Below are 16472 nucleotides of genomic sequence, written 5' to 3'. Positions count from 1 at the left end.
TGTGACGGCCCTTTTCGCATGCCCGGAACCCCCGGAAATCGCTGCGTGACGCAACGTTACGGCCGCATTCGTAACAATCCAGCGCCTCCGACACGATGGGGACATGACCGTCCTCCTGCCCGCTGCGTCGCGCACTGCCGAGGCCCCGAAGGTGTCGGGTTCCGCGCAGCCCGTCCGCCTCGACGGCATCGCGCGCTCGTTCCCGCTCGCGCAGGGCCGGCGAGAGGTGCTCCGCGGCATCGACCTCGACATCGCCGCCGGGGAGATCGTCGCCGTCGTCGGCCCGTCAGGGTGTGGGAAGTCCACGTTGCTGCGCCTCATCGGCGGCCTCGACGCTCCCACCACGGGCACGATCCGGCTCGACGGTTCGGGCGTCGCCGACGTGGACGAGCGCACCGCTGTCGCGTTCCAGGAGCCGCGGCTGCTTCCATGGCGCACGCTCGCCCAGAATGTCGAACTGGGACTGCCGCGCGGCACCGGCCGGGTCGCCGGACGGACACGTGTGCGTGAGCTGCTGCAACTCGTCGGACTGGAGCATGCCGCCGACCAGCGCCCTCGTGAGGTCTCCGGCGGCATGGCCCAGCGCGCCTCGCTCGCCCGCGCTCTCGCCCGCAACCCCGGGGTTCTGCTGCTGGACGAGCCGTTCGGCGCGCTCGACGCCCTCACCCGTCTGCGCATGCACGACCTGCTGCTCAAGATCCACGCCGCCGAGCCCACCACGGTGCTGCTCGTGACCCACGACGTGGAGGAGGCCCTCTACCTCGCCGACCGCGTGCTGCTGCTGCGCACCGTCGGCGCGGGAGACGACGAGTCGTCCGTCGCGCGGACGGTCGACGTCCCCGGCATCCGCCCCCGAGACCGCGCCGACCGCGGCCTCGCCGACCTGCGCGCCGAGCTCCTCGAAGGGCTCGGCGTCGACACGCACCACCACACCCCCGAGGAGAACCGATGAGCACCATCACCCGCCGCATCATCCCTGCGATCGCCGTCGCCGGGACGATGATGCTCGTCGCCACCGGCTGCGTCGCCGGCGAGAACGCGACGGCCGACGCCGAGTCCACGCCCGCCGGGAGCGGCGAGTGGTCCGCCGACACGCTGTCCATCGACTTCGCTACCTACAACCCGCTCAGTCTCGTGATCCGCGACCAGGGCATCCTCGAGGACATCCTCGGCGACGACGTGACCGTCGAATGGGTGCAGTCCGCCGGGTCCAACAAGGCCAACGAGCTGCTGCGTTCCGGCTCGGTCGACGTGGGTTCGACGGCGGGCTCGGCCGCGCTGCTCGCTCGCGCCAACGGTTCCCCCATCCAGGTCATCGACATCTACTCCCAGCCCGAGTGGTCGGCCATCGTCGTCGGTCCCGACAGCGACATCACGTCGGTGGAGGATCTCAAGGGCGCGTCCGTCGCGGCCACCAAGGGCACCGACCCGTACTTCTTCCTCCTCCAGGCGCTGGAGGAGGGTGGGCTGTCGCTCGCGGACGTCGAGGTGCAGAACCTCCAGCACGCGGACGGGCGGGCCGCGCTCGACGGCGGGTCCGTCGACGCGTGGGCGGGTCTCGACCCCATCATGGCCGCTGCGGAGCAGGAGTCGGGCGACACGCTCATCTACCGCAACGTCGACTTCAACACCTACGGTTTCCTCAACGCGACCGAGGACTTCATCGACAACCACCCGGATCTCGCACAGGCCGTCGTCGACGCCTACGAGGAGGCGCGCGTCTGGGCGATCGAGCACCCGGAGGAGACGGCCGCCCTGCTCGCCGACGTCGCGGGCATCGACCTCGAGGTCGCGACAACGGTGATCCAGGAGCGGTCGAACCTCGACGTGAGCGGCGTCCCCGGTGACGACCAGCTCGCCGTTCTCGAGAAGATCGCGCCGGTGCTCGTCGAGTCCGGCGATGTGCAGGGCGGTCAGGCATCGGTCGACAAGGCGCTCTCCAGCATCATCAACGACACCTTCGCGACGAAGGCGGGCGCAAGCGAGTGACCGGTTTCGAGGAGCGGGTGGTCGTCCCGGCGGAATCGCGGGACGCGCTCGAGTTCGCGAAGGGTGCTCCCCGCGGGAGGCCCGGGGGAGTACGGCGTGGCCTGCCGCCTGTCGTGCGGATCCTCGGGGGCTTCCTGCTCCCCGCCGTGATCCTCATCGCCTGGCAGGTGGTCACGACGGCGGGGCTCATCGAGCCGTACCGACTCCCGACGCCCGGATCGGTCTTCCAGGCCGGAGCGGAACTCGCCGAGACCGGACAGCTCTGGACCCACATCGCCATCTCGGTCCAGCGGGTGCTGCTCGGATTCGCGATCGGCTCGGTCATCGGGCTCGCCGCGGCCGGCATCGTCGGACTCTCGCGGTGGGGTGACGTTCTGCTCAGTCCCACCCTCGCCGCCGTTCGCGCCGTCCCGTCGCTCGCCTGGGTGCCGCTGCTGATCCTGTGGATGCAGATCGGCGAGGAGTCCAAGGTGACCCTCATCGCGATCGGCGCGTTCTTCCCGGTCTACACGACGGTCGCCTCGGCACTGCGTCACGTGGACCCGCAGCTCGTCGAGGCGGGACGCTCGTTCAGCCTGCACGGCTGGTCGCTGTTCCGCACGGTCCAGCTCCCGGCCGTCGTGCCCTCCGTCGTCGCGGGGCTGCGTCTCGCGCTCGCGCAGGCATGGCTGTTCCTCGTGGCCGCCGAGCTCATCGCGTCGTCCATGGGGCTCGGGTTCCTGTTGACGGACTCGCAGAGCACCGGGCGTGTCGACCGCATCCTGCTCTCCATCGTGCTGCTGGCGCTGCTCGGCACGATCACCAACGGCGTGCTCGCACTGCTGGAGAAGTACCTGTTGCGGCGATGGACGTGACGATGACCGAGGCCCGGCTGCAGGAGGAACGGGTCTATCCTCCGTCGCCCGCGTTCCTCGATGCCAACGTGACCGCAGAAGCCTATGCCCGCGCGGCCGCTGATCCTCTGGCCTTCTGGGAAGATGCGGCCCGCCGGCTGGACTGGGTCGAGCCGTGGGGCCGCGTGCACGAGTGGGAGCCGCCTCTCGACGGTGCGGTCCCCGCGGCGCGATGGTTTCTCGGCGGGCGGCTCAACGTCGCGGTGAACTGCGTCGATCGGCATGTCGATGCCGGACGCGGAGACAAGGTCGCCCTCCACTTCGAGGGGGAGCCGGGCGACCGGATCTCGGTGACCTACGCCGACCTGCAGCGTCGTGTGGCCCAGGCGGCGCACGCGCTGGAAGACCTCGGGATCCGACCGGGCGATCGCGTGGTGATCTACCTCCCCGTGCTCGTGGAGACCGTGGTCGTCACGCTCGCGTGCGCGCGGATCGGAGCCGTCCACTCGCTCGTCTTCGGAGGGTTCTCCGCGGAGGCCGTGCGGTTCCGGCTCGAGGACACCGGGGCGAAGCTGCTCGTGACCAGCGACGGCCAGTTCCGGCGGGGGACGGCGACCGAGGTCAAGTCCGCCGCCGACGCCGCCGCTGCGGGACTGCCGGACCTCGAACACGTCCTCGTGCTCCGTCGTACCGGACAGGTCGTCCCGTGGACCGACGGCCGTGACGTGTGGTGGCACGACGTCGTCGACACGGCACCGAGCGAGCACCAGGCTGAGGCCTTCGATGCCGAGCACCCGCTGTTCATCATCTACACCTCCGGCACGACAGGGAAGCCGAAGGGCCTCGTGCACACCTCCGGTGGCTACCTGACGCACGCGAGCTGGGCGCATTGGGCGCACTTCGACGCCAAACCGGATGACGTTCACTGGTGCACGGCCGACCTCGCCTGGGTCACCGCGCACACGTACGAGATCTACGGACCGCTGTCGAACGGGCTCACCCAGGTCATCTACGAGGGCACGCCGGACACTCCGCGTCGCGAGCGGCACCTGGAGATCATCGAGCGCTACGGCGTGACGGTCTACTACACGGCGCCGACGCTCATCCGGACGTTCATGACCTGGTTCGGCGACGAACTGCCGGGCGGACACGACCTGTCGAGCTTGCGGCTGCTCGGCACGGTGGGTGAGGCGATCAACCCGGAGGCCTGGGTGTGGTTCCGCCGGAACTTCGGGCGGAATGAGCTCCCCGTCATCGACACATGGTGGCAGTCGGAGACCGGTGCCGCGATGATCGCCCCCTTGCCCGGCATCACGCCCCTGAAGCCCGGCTCCGCGTCGGTCCCGCTTCCGGGCATCGACGTCGCCGTGGTCGACGAGAACGGTGACGAGGTGGCGCCGGGCCGATCCGGGACCCTGGTCGTCCGGCGCCCGTGGCCGGGGATGGCGCGGACCGTCTGGGGGAACCCGGAGCGCTACCGCGACGCGTACTGGTCCGCGTACGCCGGAGTGGGGGCGCACGGCGGCTACTACGTTGCGGGAGACGGGGCGACCCGCGACGCCGATGGCTTCATCTGGATCCTGGGGCGGCTCGACGACGTCGTGAACGTCTCCGGTCATCGCCTCTCGACGATCGAGATCGAGTCGGCGCTCGTGGCGCACGAGACGGTCGGCGAAGCCGGGTCCGCCGGTGTGGCGGACCCGGTCACCGGGCAGGCGGTCGTGGCGTTCGTCACCCCGTCCGGCCGGGCGGAGATCGACGCGCACGCGCTGCGCGCTGAGGTCGCCCGCTCGATCGGTCCGGTCGCGAAGCCGAAGCACGTCGTCGTCGTGCCCGATCTGCCCAAGACGCGCTCGGGGAAGATCATGCGCCGCCTCCTCGCGCAGCTCTGGGACGCGGAACAGGATCGGCGGGCGGGACGGACCCCGCAGGCGCTCGGCGACACGACGTCACTGCAGAACCCCTGGGCCGTCGACGACATCGCCGGCGCTCTCGCCGCAGAATCGAGGACATCATGACCGACGACCATCGTTTCGGGTTCCGCACCCGCGCCCTTCACGCCGGGGGCACCCCGGACGCCGCCACCGGGGCGAGGGCGGTGCCGATCTATCAGACGACGTCGTTCGTCTTCGACGATGCGGCCGACGCCGGAAACCTCTTCGCGCTGCAGAAGTACGGCAACATCTACTCGCGTATCGGCAACCCCACGGTCGCCGCCCTGGAGGAGCGCCTGGCTTCGCTGGAGGGCGGAATCGGTGCGGTCGCGACCGCCTCCGGCATGAGCGCGGAGTTCATCACGTTCGCCGCCCTCGTGGGCGCGGGTGATCACGTCGTCGCCGCGGCGCAGCTCTACGGGGGCACGGTCACGCAGCTCGACGTGACACTGCGTCGCTTCGGCGTGGAGACGACCTTCGTCAGCTCCTCCGACCCGGCTGACTTCGCCGCGGCCGTCCGTCCCGAGACCAAGGTCGTCTACGTCGAGATGATCGGAAACCCCTCGGGCGAGATCGCCGACATCGAGGGTCTCGCCGCTGTCGCCCACGAGGCAGGCGTGCCGCTCGTCGTGGACGCCACCCTGGCCACCCCGTACCTCGCGCGTCCGCTGGAGCACGGGGCGGACATCGTCATCCACTCGGTCACGAAGTTCCTCGGCGGTCACGGGACGACCCTCGGCGGCGTGGTCATCGAGAAGGGCACCTTCGACTGGGGCAACGGCAAGTTCCCCCAGATGACCGAACCGGTGGCCTCCTACGGCGGCATCTCCTGGTGGGGCAACTTCGGGGAGTACGGGTTCCTCACCAAGCTGCGCTCCGAGCAGCTGCGCGACATCGGCCCGGCGCTGAGCCCGCAGTCGGCGTTCACGCTCCTGCAGGGCGTGGAGACGCTGCCCCAGCGCATCGACGCTCACCTCGCCAACGCCCGGGTCGTCGCCGAGTGGCTGGCGGCAGACCCCCGCGTGTCCTACGTCACCTGGGCAGGGCTCGAAGGCCATCCGCATCATGAGCGTGCCGCCCGGTACCTGCCGCTGGGACCGGGATCCGTGTTCGCGTTCGGGGTCGCCGCCGAGGACGGCCGCGCTGCGGGGGAGGCGTTCATCGAGAACCTGCAGCTCGCGTCCCATCTCGCCAACATCGGCGATGCCCGCACCCTGGTCATCCACCCGGCCTCCACGACGCATCGCCAGCTCACCGAGGAACAGCTCGTCGCCGCCGGCGTGCGCCCCGACCTGATCCGCATCTCCGTCGGCCTGGAGGACGCGGAGGACATCATCTGGGACCTCGATCAGGCCCTCACCCTCGCGACGGGAGCCCACCGATGAGCACGACCTCCGCCGGCGACGCCTGCACCCTTCCTGCGACCACGGACGCGACCAGCTGCGCGCTTCCCGTCACCGTCGAACCGGGCCGCACGTGGACCGGACCCTCGCAGCCGCAGCGGTTCGGGCTGCTGCGCCGGGCACGATCCATCGCGATCGTCGGTGCCTCCGGGAATCCGTCACGGGCCTCGTACTTCGTCGCGACCTACCTGCTGTCCAGCACGGACTACGACGTCTATCTCGTGAACCCGAGGGAGACCGAGATCCTCGGACAGCCGGTCTACCCGTCGTTGAGCGCCCTGCCCGTGCAGCCTGACATCGTGGACGTGTTCCGTCGTCACGACGACCTCCCGGGGGTCGCGCAGGAGGCCATCGACAGCGGGGCGAAGACCCTGTGGCTCCAGCTCGGCTCCTGGAACGAGGAGGCCGCTGCGCTCGCCGAGGCGGCGGGCCTCTCGGTCGTCATGGACCGCTGCATCAAGATCGAGCACGCCCGCTTCCACGGCGGACTGCATCTCGCCGGCTTCGACACCGGCGTGATCAGCTCCCGACGGCAGCTGCTCGCGCGCTGAGGGGGCTGCGCCGCGCCCAGGAGGCTCAGGTGCAGATCGTGTCCGCCGTGGTGCGGTGCAGCGTCACGGGAACCTGAAGGTCGGTGAGGTGCCAGTCGAGGCTGCGTCCGGTGAGCCGGGGCAACGAGGAGCACGTCCACGCGGGGTCCGGCGTGACGTGACTGCCCGGGAGCACCCCCGCAGCGTTCCACGAGGTCCACGTCCGGGGAAGGCCCGTCGCCTTCTTCAGATCCACGTCGACGTCGACGTGGTGCGACCCGCCCGGGGCGTTCGTGCTGATGTAGAAGTGGCCGGAGGTGTCGCTGATCTCCTCGTAGCGGATCGCCGTGATCGCGCAGGTGGTGGGGGCGGCCGTGGGGCTGCTGTACGCCTTGCACGTGTTCCCCGTGAACGGGGACAACCAGGCGGATGCCGCCGTCACCGTTCCCTTGACGACCGCGCGGTCCGTCCACGCCGCGCTGGTGGTGGGAACGCTCGCCTGTGCGAGCGACACGAAGACGACCACCACCGCGAAGGCGAAGCCGGCCAGCGGGACCACCAGTCGTCGCGCCGGGGTCACGTCGTCAGGGGCTTCCGCGCCGGGTGCTCCACGGGGCTCATCATGCTGAGACCGAGCAGCCCCAGGAGCCCGAGGAGCAACGGGAGGGCGACAGCGGGCGTCGTCATCCGCATGATCGCGGTTCCCCACCCGGGAAGCTGCACCGCCGGCTTCCACACGTCGCCGCTCACCGGATAGTCGAGAGCGTCGGAGAACTCGTTGGCGTCGCCCTTCATGGTGATGGTGCGCGCGCCATCGGCGGCTTCGATGGCGGTGATGCGATGGGTGACCAGGGAGTCGGTCAGCGCGCTCGGCAGGCTGACGACGTCACCCACCTCCAGAGAGTCGGCGGGGACCTTCGTGGCGATGAGGAGATCGCCCGTCATGATCTCGGGCTCCATCGAGCCCGAGATCACGACGAGCGGCTGGAGGACTCCGATGGCCGTGGCGCCCCAGACGACGCCGCAGCCCACCCCCATGACGGCCAGCGTCCAGAGAACGGGCAGGGCGAGCCGGCGGAGGAGCTGCACCACGATTCGTCCTTCGTCTCGGCTGCGGCGGTGGGTGGTCAGTTGGTCGCGGTCGCGGAGACCGTGACGAGGATCGTGCCGGTCTTGCCCTGGTTGCTGGTCGCCCAGTCCGCCGGAGTGGTGACGACGAGCTCGAACTCATCGGCGGCGGTGGACCCCGAGGAGGTCAGCGACGCCGCGAGTCCGGTGATCGTGGCGGTCGGCTTGACCGTGAAGTCGGTCGCCGTGGTGCCGGGGGCGTACTCGACGGTGGAGGTGAGCGCGGCGTTGACGGAACTGACGTTCTTCACCCAGAGCTTGATGGTGCGGGTCTCGCCGGGAAGCAGGTTCGCCAGCTTCTCGGCGGGGACGACGAGCTCGATGCTGTTCTTGGCCGCCGACTCCTTCCAGGTGGTTCCGTCGACGGAACCCTGGAGGTTGAAGGTGGCTCCCGCGGCGGGGGCGCTGAAGAAGGTGTTGTCCGTCCACGCGGCGCTGGTGAGCGCCGCGCCGATGCCGCCGGTCGCGAGCACGGCCAGCGCGAACGCCATGATCGGGCGTCGCCGGGAGCGTCGCTCGGTGCGGTGAGGGCGTGTGGAGGCATCCGTGTTCGTCATGGTTTCGACGTTACGCAGCACACCTCAGGGGACTGTCAAGTCTTCCTCAAGAGGGGCCGAAGCTTTCCCGATTGTTCCGTTTCCGCGTCGTGCGGCCCCGGGCCCGGAGCGTGGCAGGATGGTCGGATGCCGCTCATCGCTCTCACCGGAGGCATCGCGTCGGGGAAGTCCACCATCGCGAACCGGCTCACCGAGCTCGGCGCGGTCGTCGTCGACGCGGATCAGATCGTGCGCGAGGTCCAAGCTCCGGGATCCGAGGTGCTCCGCACGATCGCGCGGACGTTCGGAGACACCGTCATCGCCGAGGACGGATCCCTCGACCGGGCTGCCCTCGGGTCGACCGTGTTCGCCGACCCGGACCGGCTCGCTCAGTTGAACGCCATCGTGCACCCTGCGGTGCGGGCAGAGTCCCAGCGCCGTTTCGACGCGGCGTTCGCCGCCGACCCGGAGGCTGTCGTCGTGTACGACGTTCCGCTCCTGGTGGAGGCTCGTGTCGATGACCCCTGGGATGAGATCGTCGTCGCGCATGCGCCGGAGGACGTCCGTCTCGAGAGGCTCGTCGGCCTGCGCGGAATGACTCCCGAGGCCGCGCGCGACCGGATCGCCGCCCAGGTCTCCGACGAACGGCGGCTCGCGATCGCCGACGTCGTGATCGACACCTCGGGGTCGATCGAGCACACCCTGGATCAGACCGACGCGCTCTGGGACCGGCTCCGCGCGCGCTGAAGGACAGCCGCCCGCCGGAGGCTTCCGACCCGGCCGGCCCCGATGTCGGAGGGGCGGCATACGCTTGATGTATGCAGCCCACCCGCAGTGTCCGCCCTTTCGAGGTCATCAGCGAGTACGCCCCTGCCGGTGATCAGCCGCAGGCGATCGCCGATCTGGCTTCCCGCATCAATGCGGGCGAGACCGACATCGTGCTGCTCGGCGCCACCGGAACAGGCAAGTCCGCGACCACGGCCTGGCTCGTCGAGCAGGTGCAGCGCCCCACACTCGTGCTGGCGCACAACAAGACCCTCGCCGCCCAGCTCGCCAACGAGTTCCGTGAGCTCATGCCGAACAACGCCGTCGAGTACTTCGTCTCCTACTACGACTACTACCAGCCCGAGGCCTACGTCCCGCAGACGGACACCTTCATCGAGAAGGACTCCTCGATCAACGCGGAGGTCGAGCGCCTTCGTCACTCGACGACGAACTCCCTGCTGAGCCGCCGCGATGTGGTCGTGGTGTCGACCGTGTCCTGCATCTACGGCCTGGGCGCGCCGGAGGAGTATCTGCGCGCCATGGTCGCGCTCCAGGTGGGGGAGCGGTACGACCGCGACGCCCTGATCCGTCAGTTCATCGCGATGCAGTACAACCGCAACGACGTCGACTTCTCGCGCGGCAACTTCCGGGTCCGCGGCGACACCATCGAGATCATCCCCGTGTACGAGGAGCACGCCATCCGCATCGAGCTCTTCGGCGACGAGATCGAGGCGCTGTACTCGTTGCATCCGCTGACGGGCGAGGTCATCGAGAAGCTCGACGCCGTGCCGATCTTCCCCGCCTCGCACTATGTCGCGGGCACCGACGTCATCCAGCGCTCGATCGGCACGATCGAGCACGAGCTGGAGGAGCGGCTGAAGGAGTTCGAGCGGCAGGGCAAGCTCCTCGAGGCGCAGCGCCTCCGGATGCGGACGACGTTCGACCTGGAGATGCTGCAGCAGCTCGGCTTCTGCTCCGGTATCGAGAACTACTCGCGCCACATGGACGGGCGCATGCCGGGGGAGCCCCCGCACACGCTCCTGGACTTCTTCCCCGACGACTTCCTGCTCGTCATCGACGAGTCGCACGTGACGGTGCCGCAGATCGGTGCCATGTACGAGGGTGACGCCTCCCGCAAGCGCACGCTCGTCGACCACGGCTTCCGCCTGCCGAGCGCGATGGACAACCGACCGCTGCGCTGGGACGAGTTCAAGAACCGCGTGGGGCAGACCGTCTACCTGTCGGCGACCCCGGGCAAGTACGAGATGGGCATCGCCGACGGTGTGGTGGAGCAGATCATCCGCCCGACGGGACTGGTCGACCCGGAGATCATCGTCAAGCCGTCGAAGGGACAGATCGACGATCTGCTCGAGGAGATCAGGCTTCGCGTGGAGCGGGACGAGCGCGTCCTCGTCACGACCCTCACGAAGAAGATGGCCGAGGAGTTGACCGACTTCCTCGGGGAACACGGCGTGCGGGTGCGCTACCTGCATTCCGACGTCGACACCCTGCGCCGCGTCGAACTGCTCAGCGAGCTGCGCGCCGGTGTGTACGACGTCCTGGTGGGCATCAACCTGCTGCGAGAGGGACTCGACCTCCCGGAGGTGTCGCTCGTCGCGATCCTCGACGCCGACAAGGAAGGGTTCCTCCGCTCCGGGACGTCACTCATCCAGACCATCGGCCGGGCAGCGCGTAACGTCTCGGGCGAAGTGCACATGTACGCGGACAACATGACCGACTCCATGGCCAAAGCCATCGAGGAGACCGACCGTCGGCGCGAGAAGCAGATCGCGTACAACAAAGAGCACGGGATCGATCCGCAGCCGCTGCGCAAGCGCATCGCCGACATCACCGAGGTGCTGGCGCGCGAGGGGCAGGACACGGCGGAGCTGATGTCCGGGCGAGGCCGTGCGTCGGGCAAGGGCAAGTCGCCCACGCCGAACCTGCGGCGCACCGGCATCGCTGCCGAGGGAGCGCAGCAGCTGGAAGCCACGATCCAGGACCTCACCGATCAGATGCTCGCCGCTGCCGCGGAGCTGAAGTTCGAGCTCGCCGGGCGCCTGCGTGACGAGGTGCAGGATATGAAGAAGGAGCTCCGCTCGATGGAGCGGGCCGGGCACGCGTAGACGGAGACCAGATGGACGCGGCAGGAGAGGAACTCGCGGACCGAGTCCGGGCGCTGCTCGGCGCTGACCCCTCGATCGAGGAGAGGCGGATGTTCGGAACCAGGGCATTCCTCGACGAGGGCCGCATCCTCGTCGGAGCACGGAAGGACGGCACGCTCCTCGTCCGCGTGGATGAGGAGAACGGGGCCGTCGCCGTGACCCAGCCGGGAGCTTCTCGGGCCGTGATGGGGTCGCGCACCATGGGGTCGGGCTGGATCGACGTCGCCGCGTCCGCGATCACCGATGATGCGGCGCTGATGATGTGGATCGACATGGCCCGAGAGTCAGTGGGGGCCGCCACCGCGGACGGCGACTGACCCGAGCGGTTTACGGGCAGTGCACCAGGGTCTTCGGCCCGGAACGGTCGATCTCGTGTTCCGTCATCGGTGCTCCGCAGAGCGGGCAGGCGCGTTCGGCGCGTTCCGCGGCGCTCGGCGGCGGCGTCTTCTCGTAGGGCCCGACGGAGGCCGGGCCCGCAAGACGCACGAGGTTGGTGTTCACCCAGGCATAGAGGCCCCCCGCTTCGCGGATGCGGGTGCGAAGAGGGGGCCGGCTGGAGTCGCGTGACATGTTGATTAGTGTACTAATGATTCGTGCAGATGTATAGTCGGGATCGTGACCGACACCGATGATCTGCTCCGCCTCGAGAACCAGCTCTGCTTCGCCGTGGTCACGGCGGCGCGGAACGTGGTGGCGATCTACCGGCCGATCCTCGAGCCGCTCGGGCTGACCCATCCGCAGTACCTGGTGATGCTCGCCCTCTGGGAGCGGGCTCCGCGAACCCTCAACGACCTCGCCGCCGACCTCGCGCTGGAGCCCGCGACGGCGTCGCCCCTCGTCAAGCGGCTCGAAGCCGACGGCCTGGTGGCCCGCCAGCGCAGCAGCGAGGACGAACGCCGACTCGAGATCACGCTCACGGACGCCGGTGCCGCCCTGCGTGCCAGGGCGGTGGACGTGCCGCGGCAGGTGATGGCCGCCGTGGGGATGGACATCGACGAGGTGGCAGCACTGCGGGACGGACTGGGCGCCTTCGCGGGGCCCCGCCCCGCCCACCCCTGACCGTTCCGCGGCATCCCGATATGAAGCGCGGGTGCTCGCCTGCGCACCCCTAGGGTGGGAGGCATGTCGCGCCCCGAGCCTCCGGTCCCCGCGCCGGAGCGCGTGCGTCGACCGGGGCCGCCGATGCTCCTCGGCCTCGCCGCCGTCGCCGGACTGTTCGGTCTCCTCATGTTCGCCGCGGCCGTGCAGGGCACCCCGCAGTTCGCGTCGACGGAGGCCGAGAGCACATCGCCGCCCCAGGAGAACGTCGTGCTCCCCGCCCCGACGGCGACGGAGACACCGCTGCCTCCGGAATCGTGGGGGGATCCGGTTCTCGCGCAGGTGCTCGGCATGGTCTTCGGTCTCGTGCTGGGGCTGGCCGTCCTCGCGCTCGTCGTCGTGGTCGTTCGCCAGCTCCTCCGATTCCTCGTGCGGCTGTGGCGGGACCGTCCGCTCGCACGCCGCGATGCCGCGGCTGCCGGGCCGGGTGCCAGCCCCACGTCGCCGGATATCCTCCCTGACGAGGTGACCATCCGCCGCGGGGTCTCCGATGCGCTTCGCACGGTCAGCGAACGACCAGTACCCGGTGACGCGATCGTCGCGGCGTGGATCGGCTTGGAGGAATCCGCCGCGGACGCCGGTCAGGGGCGCGCTCCGACGGAGACGCCGGCAGAATTCACCGCCAGGGTGATCGGCGGGCGCCACGGCATCGCCGCGGACGTCGCGGTCCTGCAACGCCTCTATGAGCGGGTGCGCTTCGGCGGGCTGATCGCAGACGAAGGCGACCGGCTGAGCGCCGCCGACGCGCTTCGCGGCATCAAGGCGGGGTGGCGATGAGAGGGAGGATCGACCTGGCTCTCCTCAGCGCCCTCATCGCCGCTGGTCTTCTCGTCGTGATGCTCACCTTCGGAGTGCCCGCCCCCTTCGCCGTCGCATGGACCCTCATCCTGCTCGCGATCGTCGCGGCCACCCGCCAGGCCTTCGTCGACGAGGTGGTCGTGTGGCCGCCGGAGGCGCCACGAGCGGAGGGCCGTGGCTCGGAGGTGTCGCGGTTGGCGTGGGCGATCAACACCCGCACCGGCGTCGCGGGCCATGTCGTCGTCCGACGCGTGCAGGGCGTGGTCCGTCGGCGCCTCGCGCATCTCAGCCTCGACCTCGATGACCCTCAGGACCACCCGCGTATCGACGCGGTGCTGGGAGACGGTGTCCGCGCCTCCCTGCATGCGCGAGAAGTGCAGCGCGTGGACATCGAGCGCGTCCTCGACGCCCTGGACCGCATCCCCATCGACACGGAGGAGACAACATGACCACCGACGAAACCACGCAGATCGCCGATGTCGGACGCCGCGTGCTCGCGGGCGTCAAGACGGCCGTCGTCGGGATGGACGAGCCCCTGACGATCGCGCTGGCCGCGATCCTGGCGGGCGGCCACGTGCTCTTCGAGGACGTTCCCGGCCTCGGCAAGACGCTCGCCGCGCGCAGCCTCGCGGGTGCGCTCGGGTTGGACTTCCGGCGGCTGCAGTGCACACCCGACATGTTGCCGGGCGATGTCACCGGGTCGTACGTCTACGCGCCTTCCACCGGGGACTTCGCCTTCCGCCCCGGTCCGATCTTCACAGGGCTGCTGCTTGCGGATGAGATCAACCGGACGACGCCGAAGACACAGTCGGCGATGCTCGAGGCGATGGCCGAGCACCAGGTGACGGTGGAGGGCAACAGGTTTCGGCTCCCGCGTCCGTTCCACGTGATCGCCACATCGAACCCGATCGAGTACGAGGGGACGTACGCGTTGCCGGAGGCGCAGCTCGATCGCTTCATGGTGCGGCTCGCGGTGGGGTACCCGCAGCCGGAGGAGGAAGCGCGGATCATCCTCGACCGTGTGGAGCGGCAGAGCCCGGATGTCGAGGTCGAGCCCGTGGTGGACGCCGACGGCCTGCGGTGGATCCAAGCAGCGGTCGAGGGCATCCACGTCGACCGCGATGTCGTGCGATACGGCGTCGAGCTCACGCGGGCGACACGCGAGGCGGCGGCGGTGGCCGTCGGCGCCTCCCCGCGTGGTTCGCAGGCGCTCATCCTCCTCGGACGCGCGCTCGCCGCGCTGGACGGGCGGGCATATGTACGGCCGGACGACCTCAAGCGCGTCGCGGTGCCGGTCCTCGCGCATCGATTGACCCTGACGCCGCAGGCCTGGGCACAGGGAGTGGACCCGCGGACGGTCGTCGACGCGGCCTTGGCGCGGACGGCCGTGCCTCCGACCGTCGCGGCGGCCCCGTGACGGACGAGGCGGCAGTGCAGACGGCGACCGCGGTCGCCTGGCGGCGGACGCCGGTCATCGCTCTCGGCATCGGCGGCGCGGCGATCATCGCCTCGGTGGGGCTCGCCTTCTCCCGTCCGGATATCGTCGCCATCGGCCTGCCGCTGGCGCTGGCCGCCGCGTGGGCGCTCCTCCGCCGCCCGAGCCCCGGAGAAGCGCGAATCGCTCTGCGCGCGCACGCCGCCGGCAGCGTCGATCGCCCGGAAGTGCAGACCGCCGCGGATGTGGTGCTGGCGGCGGATGCGGTGCAGATCGCCGTGGATCAGGACGGGCGGCGAACCGGTCTCGTGGATGTCCGACCGGGAACGGCCTGTCTCACGGCGCGCGGCGTGCTGCAGCATTCGGGTCCGAGTGAGCCGCTCGCCGTGACCCTGCGGGGGTCGAGTCTCGACGGCGCGTGGGTCTCCGATATCGTCCCTCGGACGGCGCTCGCCTGGAACGCGCCGCCGCGCGCGGTGCGGATCGGCAGCCTCCCGGTGGCGCCGCGGCTCACCGGACTGCACGGGTCGCATCCGGGTTCCCGCCCGGGGCAGGGTGGCGACTTCCGGGATATCCAGCCCTTCGTCCCCGGAGACGAGCTCCGTCGGGTCGACTGGCGCGCGACCGCCCGCGCCGCACGTCGACCAGGAGATCTCCTGGTGCGCAGGGACGACGCGCTGAGCGACTCGTCGGTCGTGCTCGCGATCGACACCGCCGAAGATATCGGTGCCGCCGTGGCCGCGTGGGGGAGCGGCGACCCCGATCGCTCCGGAGTGACCTCACTCGATCTCGCGCGGGAAACGGCCCTCGCCATCGCCACCGCGGCGATCGGCGTGGGCGACCGCGTGGCCTATCACGCGCTCTCTCCGGACGGCCTCTCGCTGCCCTCCGGCGGTGGCGCCCGGCACCTCGCCCGTGTGCGCCGCGCGATCGCCGCGACCGGCATCGGCACCGATCCGTCCTATCGGCGGTCCCCGGCCGTGCCGCCAGGGTCGATCGTCTTCGTGCTCTCGACGTTCGTCGACGGGGTGGCGGCACGGCTGGCGACCAGCTGGCGCGCCGCCGGCCACGCCGTCATCGCCGTCGATGTGCTTCCGACTCCCGAGGAGAGCCGCCTCAGTCGCGAGCAGCGGATCGCCCTGCGCACTCTGCTCGCCGAGCGCACCGACGTCCTGGCCGAGCTGAGACATGCCGGCATCGAGGTGGTGCCGTGGTCCGGTGGTCTCGATGCCGCGATGCGCCGTGCCGCCCGCCGTCTTGCGCGTCGCGGGAAGGGGCGCCGATGACTCGCGCCGTCCGCTCTTTCCGCGCCGGTGTCGCGGTCCCGGGGGCCGTCCTCCGGCTGGCAGTGGTCGCCCTGGCCGCCGGGGGAGCACTGCTCCTGATCCCCTTCCCGCTGTGGCAGGGCATCGCGGTGCTCGCCGCTGCCGTCGCCGTCGCGATCCCCCGCAGTCTCGCCGCCTGGGTGGCGCTGGCCTGCCTCCCGTTCGGCGTGATCCTCTCGGAACCGGATCCCTCCCGGACCGCGCTGGCTCTGCTGTTCGTGCACGCCCTGCATGTCTGCGCGTCGCTGAGCCTCGTGGTGCCGCTCTCCTCGCGCGTGGCCCTGTCCGTCCTGCTTCCGAGTGCCGGCCGCTTCCTCGCCGTTCAGCTGATCGCGCAGCCGCTGGCGTTCGGCGTCTGGCTGCTCGCCGAGCGGCCGGACACCCCCGAGGTCGTGATCCTGGCTCCGTTCGCCGCGGCGGCGCTGCTCGGCGGGATCCTGGTCGCCCTCCGTGCGGCGAGACGGGCGGGCGCGGCGGCGTCCGCACCAGGCGCGTACGGCGTTCTCGGAGCCGATGTCCGTGGCCCCTCGTAG

Annotated in this window: 19 protein-coding genes; 15 read left to right on the top strand and 4 right to left on the bottom strand. The window is 70.3% G+C overall.

From position 1 onward, the window contains the following. Positions 1–103: 103 nt before the first annotated feature. From AB0310_RS06820 to AB0310_RS06795, 6 genes are read left to right on the top strand one after another with little or no spacing between them, the layout of a single operon-like run. Positions 104–952: an ABC transporter ATP-binding protein gene (locus AB0310_RS06820; RefSeq protein ID WP_268777365.1), complete on the top strand. Its 849-nt coding sequence runs from the start codon at positions 104–106 to the stop codon at positions 950–952. Next, positions 949–1989 (top strand): aliphatic sulfonate ABC transporter substrate-binding protein, encoded by a 1041-nt coding sequence (locus AB0310_RS06815; protein WP_366236850.1) that lies wholly within the window; start codon positions 949–951, stop codon positions 1987–1989. The genes AB0310_RS06820 and AB0310_RS06815 overlap by 4 nt, the downstream gene beginning before the upstream one ends. After that, on the top strand, positions 1986–2843 hold the full coding sequence (locus tag AB0310_RS06810; RefSeq protein WP_366236849.1) for an ABC transporter permease: 858 nt from the start codon (positions 1986–1988) through the stop codon (positions 2841–2843). Before AB0310_RS06815 ends, AB0310_RS06810 begins: the two co-directional genes overlap by 4 nt. Further along, the gene (acs, locus tag AB0310_RS06805) at positions 2834–4840 is read left to right on the top strand and encodes an acetate--CoA ligase (RefSeq protein ID WP_522727328.1); all 2007 of its coding nucleotides are present in this window, start codon (positions 2834–2836) and stop codon (positions 4838–4840) included. The genes AB0310_RS06810 and acs overlap by 10 nt, the downstream gene beginning before the upstream one ends. Further along, the gene (locus tag AB0310_RS06800; protein ID WP_259954704.1) at positions 4837–6141 is read left to right on the top strand and encodes an O-acetylhomoserine aminocarboxypropyltransferase/cysteine synthase family protein; all 1305 of its coding nucleotides are present in this window, start codon (positions 4837–4839) and stop codon (positions 6139–6141) included. The genes acs and AB0310_RS06800 overlap by 4 nt, the downstream gene beginning before the upstream one ends. Then, positions 6138–6710 carry a CoA-binding protein gene (locus AB0310_RS06795; RefSeq protein ID WP_259954702.1) on the top strand — a complete coding sequence of 191 codons (573 nt, stop codon included), beginning with the start codon at positions 6138–6140 and terminating at the stop codon, positions 6708–6710. Before AB0310_RS06800 ends, AB0310_RS06795 begins: the two co-directional genes overlap by 4 nt. 25 nt (positions 6711–6735) lie before the next feature. Here the strand turns inward: AB0310_RS06795 and AB0310_RS06790 are convergent, their stop codons facing one another. From AB0310_RS06790 to AB0310_RS06780, 3 genes are read right to left on the bottom strand one after another with little or no spacing between them, the layout of a single operon-like run. Continuing rightward, positions 6736–7269: a hypothetical protein gene (locus AB0310_RS06790; RefSeq protein ID WP_187661759.1), complete on the bottom strand. Its 534-nt coding sequence runs from the start codon at positions 7267–7269 to the stop codon at positions 6736–6738. Next, positions 7266–7781, bottom strand: a complete 516-nt coding sequence (locus AB0310_RS06785; RefSeq protein WP_187661758.1) for a signal peptidase I — start codon at positions 7779–7781, stop codon at positions 7266–7268. The genes AB0310_RS06790 and AB0310_RS06785 overlap by 4 nt, the downstream gene beginning before the upstream one ends. A 35-nt stretch (positions 7782–7816) precedes the next feature. Continuing rightward, complete coding sequence (locus tag AB0310_RS06780) at positions 7817–8374, bottom strand: hypothetical protein (protein WP_187661757.1); 558 nt, start codon at positions 8372–8374, stop codon at positions 7817–7819. A gap of 126 nt (positions 8375–8500) precedes the next feature. Between AB0310_RS06780 and coaE the strand changes: the two genes are divergently transcribed. The 3 genes from coaE (at position 8501) to AB0310_RS06765 (ending at position 11600) form a co-directional block, all read left to right on the top strand. After that, positions 8501–9100, top strand: a complete 600-nt coding sequence (coaE, locus tag AB0310_RS06775; protein WP_259954699.1) for a dephospho-CoA kinase — start codon at positions 8501–8503, stop codon at positions 9098–9100. Between the two features lie 71 nt (positions 9101–9171). Continuing rightward, a complete protein-coding gene (gene uvrB, locus AB0310_RS06770) occupies positions 9172–11244 on the top strand; it encodes an excinuclease ABC subunit UvrB (protein ID WP_187661755.1) in 2073 nt (690 codons plus the stop codon). Between the two features lie 11 nt (positions 11245–11255). Beyond that, positions 11256–11600: a TfoX/Sxy family protein gene (locus AB0310_RS06765; RefSeq protein WP_187661754.1), complete on the top strand. Its 345-nt coding sequence runs from the start codon at positions 11256–11258 to the stop codon at positions 11598–11600. 10 nt (positions 11601–11610) lie between these two features. Here AB0310_RS06765 and AB0310_RS06760 read toward each other — a convergent pair whose 3' ends face one another. Next, positions 11611–11853: a hypothetical protein gene (locus tag AB0310_RS06760; RefSeq protein ID WP_187661753.1), complete on the bottom strand. Its 243-nt coding sequence runs from the start codon at positions 11851–11853 to the stop codon at positions 11611–11613. A gap of 45 nt (positions 11854–11898) precedes the next feature. On the opposite strand from AB0310_RS06760, the gene AB0310_RS06755 reads away from it, so the two are divergent. The 6 genes from AB0310_RS06755 (at position 11899) to AB0310_RS06730 (ending at position 16472) form a co-directional block, all read left to right on the top strand. Beyond that, positions 11899–12342, top strand: coding sequence for a MarR family winged helix-turn-helix transcriptional regulator (locus tag AB0310_RS06755; protein WP_187661752.1), 444 nt, complete (start codon positions 11899–11901; stop codon positions 12340–12342). Positions 12343–12405: 63 nt separating this feature from the next. Then, the gene (locus tag AB0310_RS06750; protein ID WP_366236848.1) at positions 12406–13158 is read left to right on the top strand and encodes a DUF4129 domain-containing protein; all 753 of its coding nucleotides are present in this window, start codon (positions 12406–12408) and stop codon (positions 13156–13158) included. Further along, positions 13155–13628, top strand: coding sequence for a hypothetical protein (locus AB0310_RS06745; RefSeq protein ID WP_366236847.1), 474 nt, complete (start codon positions 13155–13157; stop codon positions 13626–13628). The genes AB0310_RS06750 and AB0310_RS06745 overlap by 4 nt, the downstream gene beginning before the upstream one ends. Then, complete coding sequence (locus AB0310_RS06740) at positions 13625–14596, top strand: AAA family ATPase (protein WP_268777370.1); 972 nt, start codon at positions 13625–13627, stop codon at positions 14594–14596. The genes AB0310_RS06745 and AB0310_RS06740 overlap by 4 nt, the downstream gene beginning before the upstream one ends. Before the next feature lie 14 nt (positions 14597–14610). Beyond that, positions 14611–15900, top strand: coding sequence for a DUF58 domain-containing protein (locus tag AB0310_RS06735; protein ID WP_366236846.1), 1290 nt, complete (start codon positions 14611–14613; stop codon positions 15898–15900). Continuing rightward, a complete protein-coding gene (locus tag AB0310_RS06730) occupies positions 15897–16472 on the top strand; it encodes a hypothetical protein (RefSeq protein WP_187661748.1) in 576 nt (191 codons plus the stop codon). The genes AB0310_RS06735 and AB0310_RS06730 overlap by 4 nt, the downstream gene beginning before the upstream one ends.

Source organism: Microbacterium meiriae, from assembly GCF_040702565.1.
Taxonomy (GTDB): Bacteria; Actinomycetota; Actinomycetes; order Actinomycetales; family Microbacteriaceae; genus Microbacterium; species Microbacterium meiriae.
Note: the sequence above shows the minus strand (reverse complement) of the source record. Positions and strands in the feature narration are given on the sequence as shown.

Coding starts and splice junctions, on each gene's coding strand:
- coaE (WP_259954699.1), top strand. CDS start 8,501: ATGCCGCTCATCGCTCTCACCGGAGGCATCGCGTCGGGGAAGTCCACC.
- acs (WP_522727328.1), top strand. CDS start 2,834: ATGGACGTGACGATGACCGAGGCCCGGCTGCAGGAGGAACGGGTCTAT.
- AB0310_RS06820 (WP_268777365.1), top strand. CDS start 104: ATGACCGTCCTCCTGCCCGCTGCGTCGCGCACTGCCGAGGCCCCGAAG.
- AB0310_RS06765 (WP_187661754.1), top strand. CDS start 11,256: ATGGACGCGGCAGGAGAGGAACTCGCGGACCGAGTCCGGGCGCTGCTC.
- AB0310_RS06780 (WP_187661757.1), bottom strand. CDS start 8,374: ATGACGAACACGGATGCCTCCACACGCCCTCACCGCACCGAGCGACGC.
- uvrB (WP_187661755.1), top strand. CDS start 9,172: ATGCAGCCCACCCGCAGTGTCCGCCCTTTCGAGGTCATCAGCGAGTAC.
- AB0310_RS06740 (WP_268777370.1), top strand. CDS start 13,625: ATGACCACCGACGAAACCACGCAGATCGCCGATGTCGGACGCCGCGTG.
- AB0310_RS06750 (WP_366236848.1), top strand. CDS start 12,406: ATGTCGCGCCCCGAGCCTCCGGTCCCCGCGCCGGAGCGCGTGCGTCGA.
- AB0310_RS06745 (WP_366236847.1), top strand. CDS start 13,155: ATGAGAGGGAGGATCGACCTGGCTCTCCTCAGCGCCCTCATCGCCGCT.
- AB0310_RS06795 (WP_259954702.1), top strand. CDS start 6,138: ATGAGCACGACCTCCGCCGGCGACGCCTGCACCCTTCCTGCGACCACG.
- AB0310_RS06730 (WP_187661748.1), top strand. CDS start 15,897: ATGACTCGCGCCGTCCGCTCTTTCCGCGCCGGTGTCGCGGTCCCGGGG.
- AB0310_RS06815 (WP_366236850.1), top strand. CDS start 949: ATGAGCACCATCACCCGCCGCATCATCCCTGCGATCGCCGTCGCCGGG.
- AB0310_RS06800 (WP_259954704.1), top strand. CDS start 4,837: ATGACCGACGACCATCGTTTCGGGTTCCGCACCCGCGCCCTTCACGCC.
- AB0310_RS06760 (WP_187661753.1), bottom strand. CDS start 11,853: ATGTCACGCGACTCCAGCCGGCCCCCTCTTCGCACCCGCATCCGCGAA.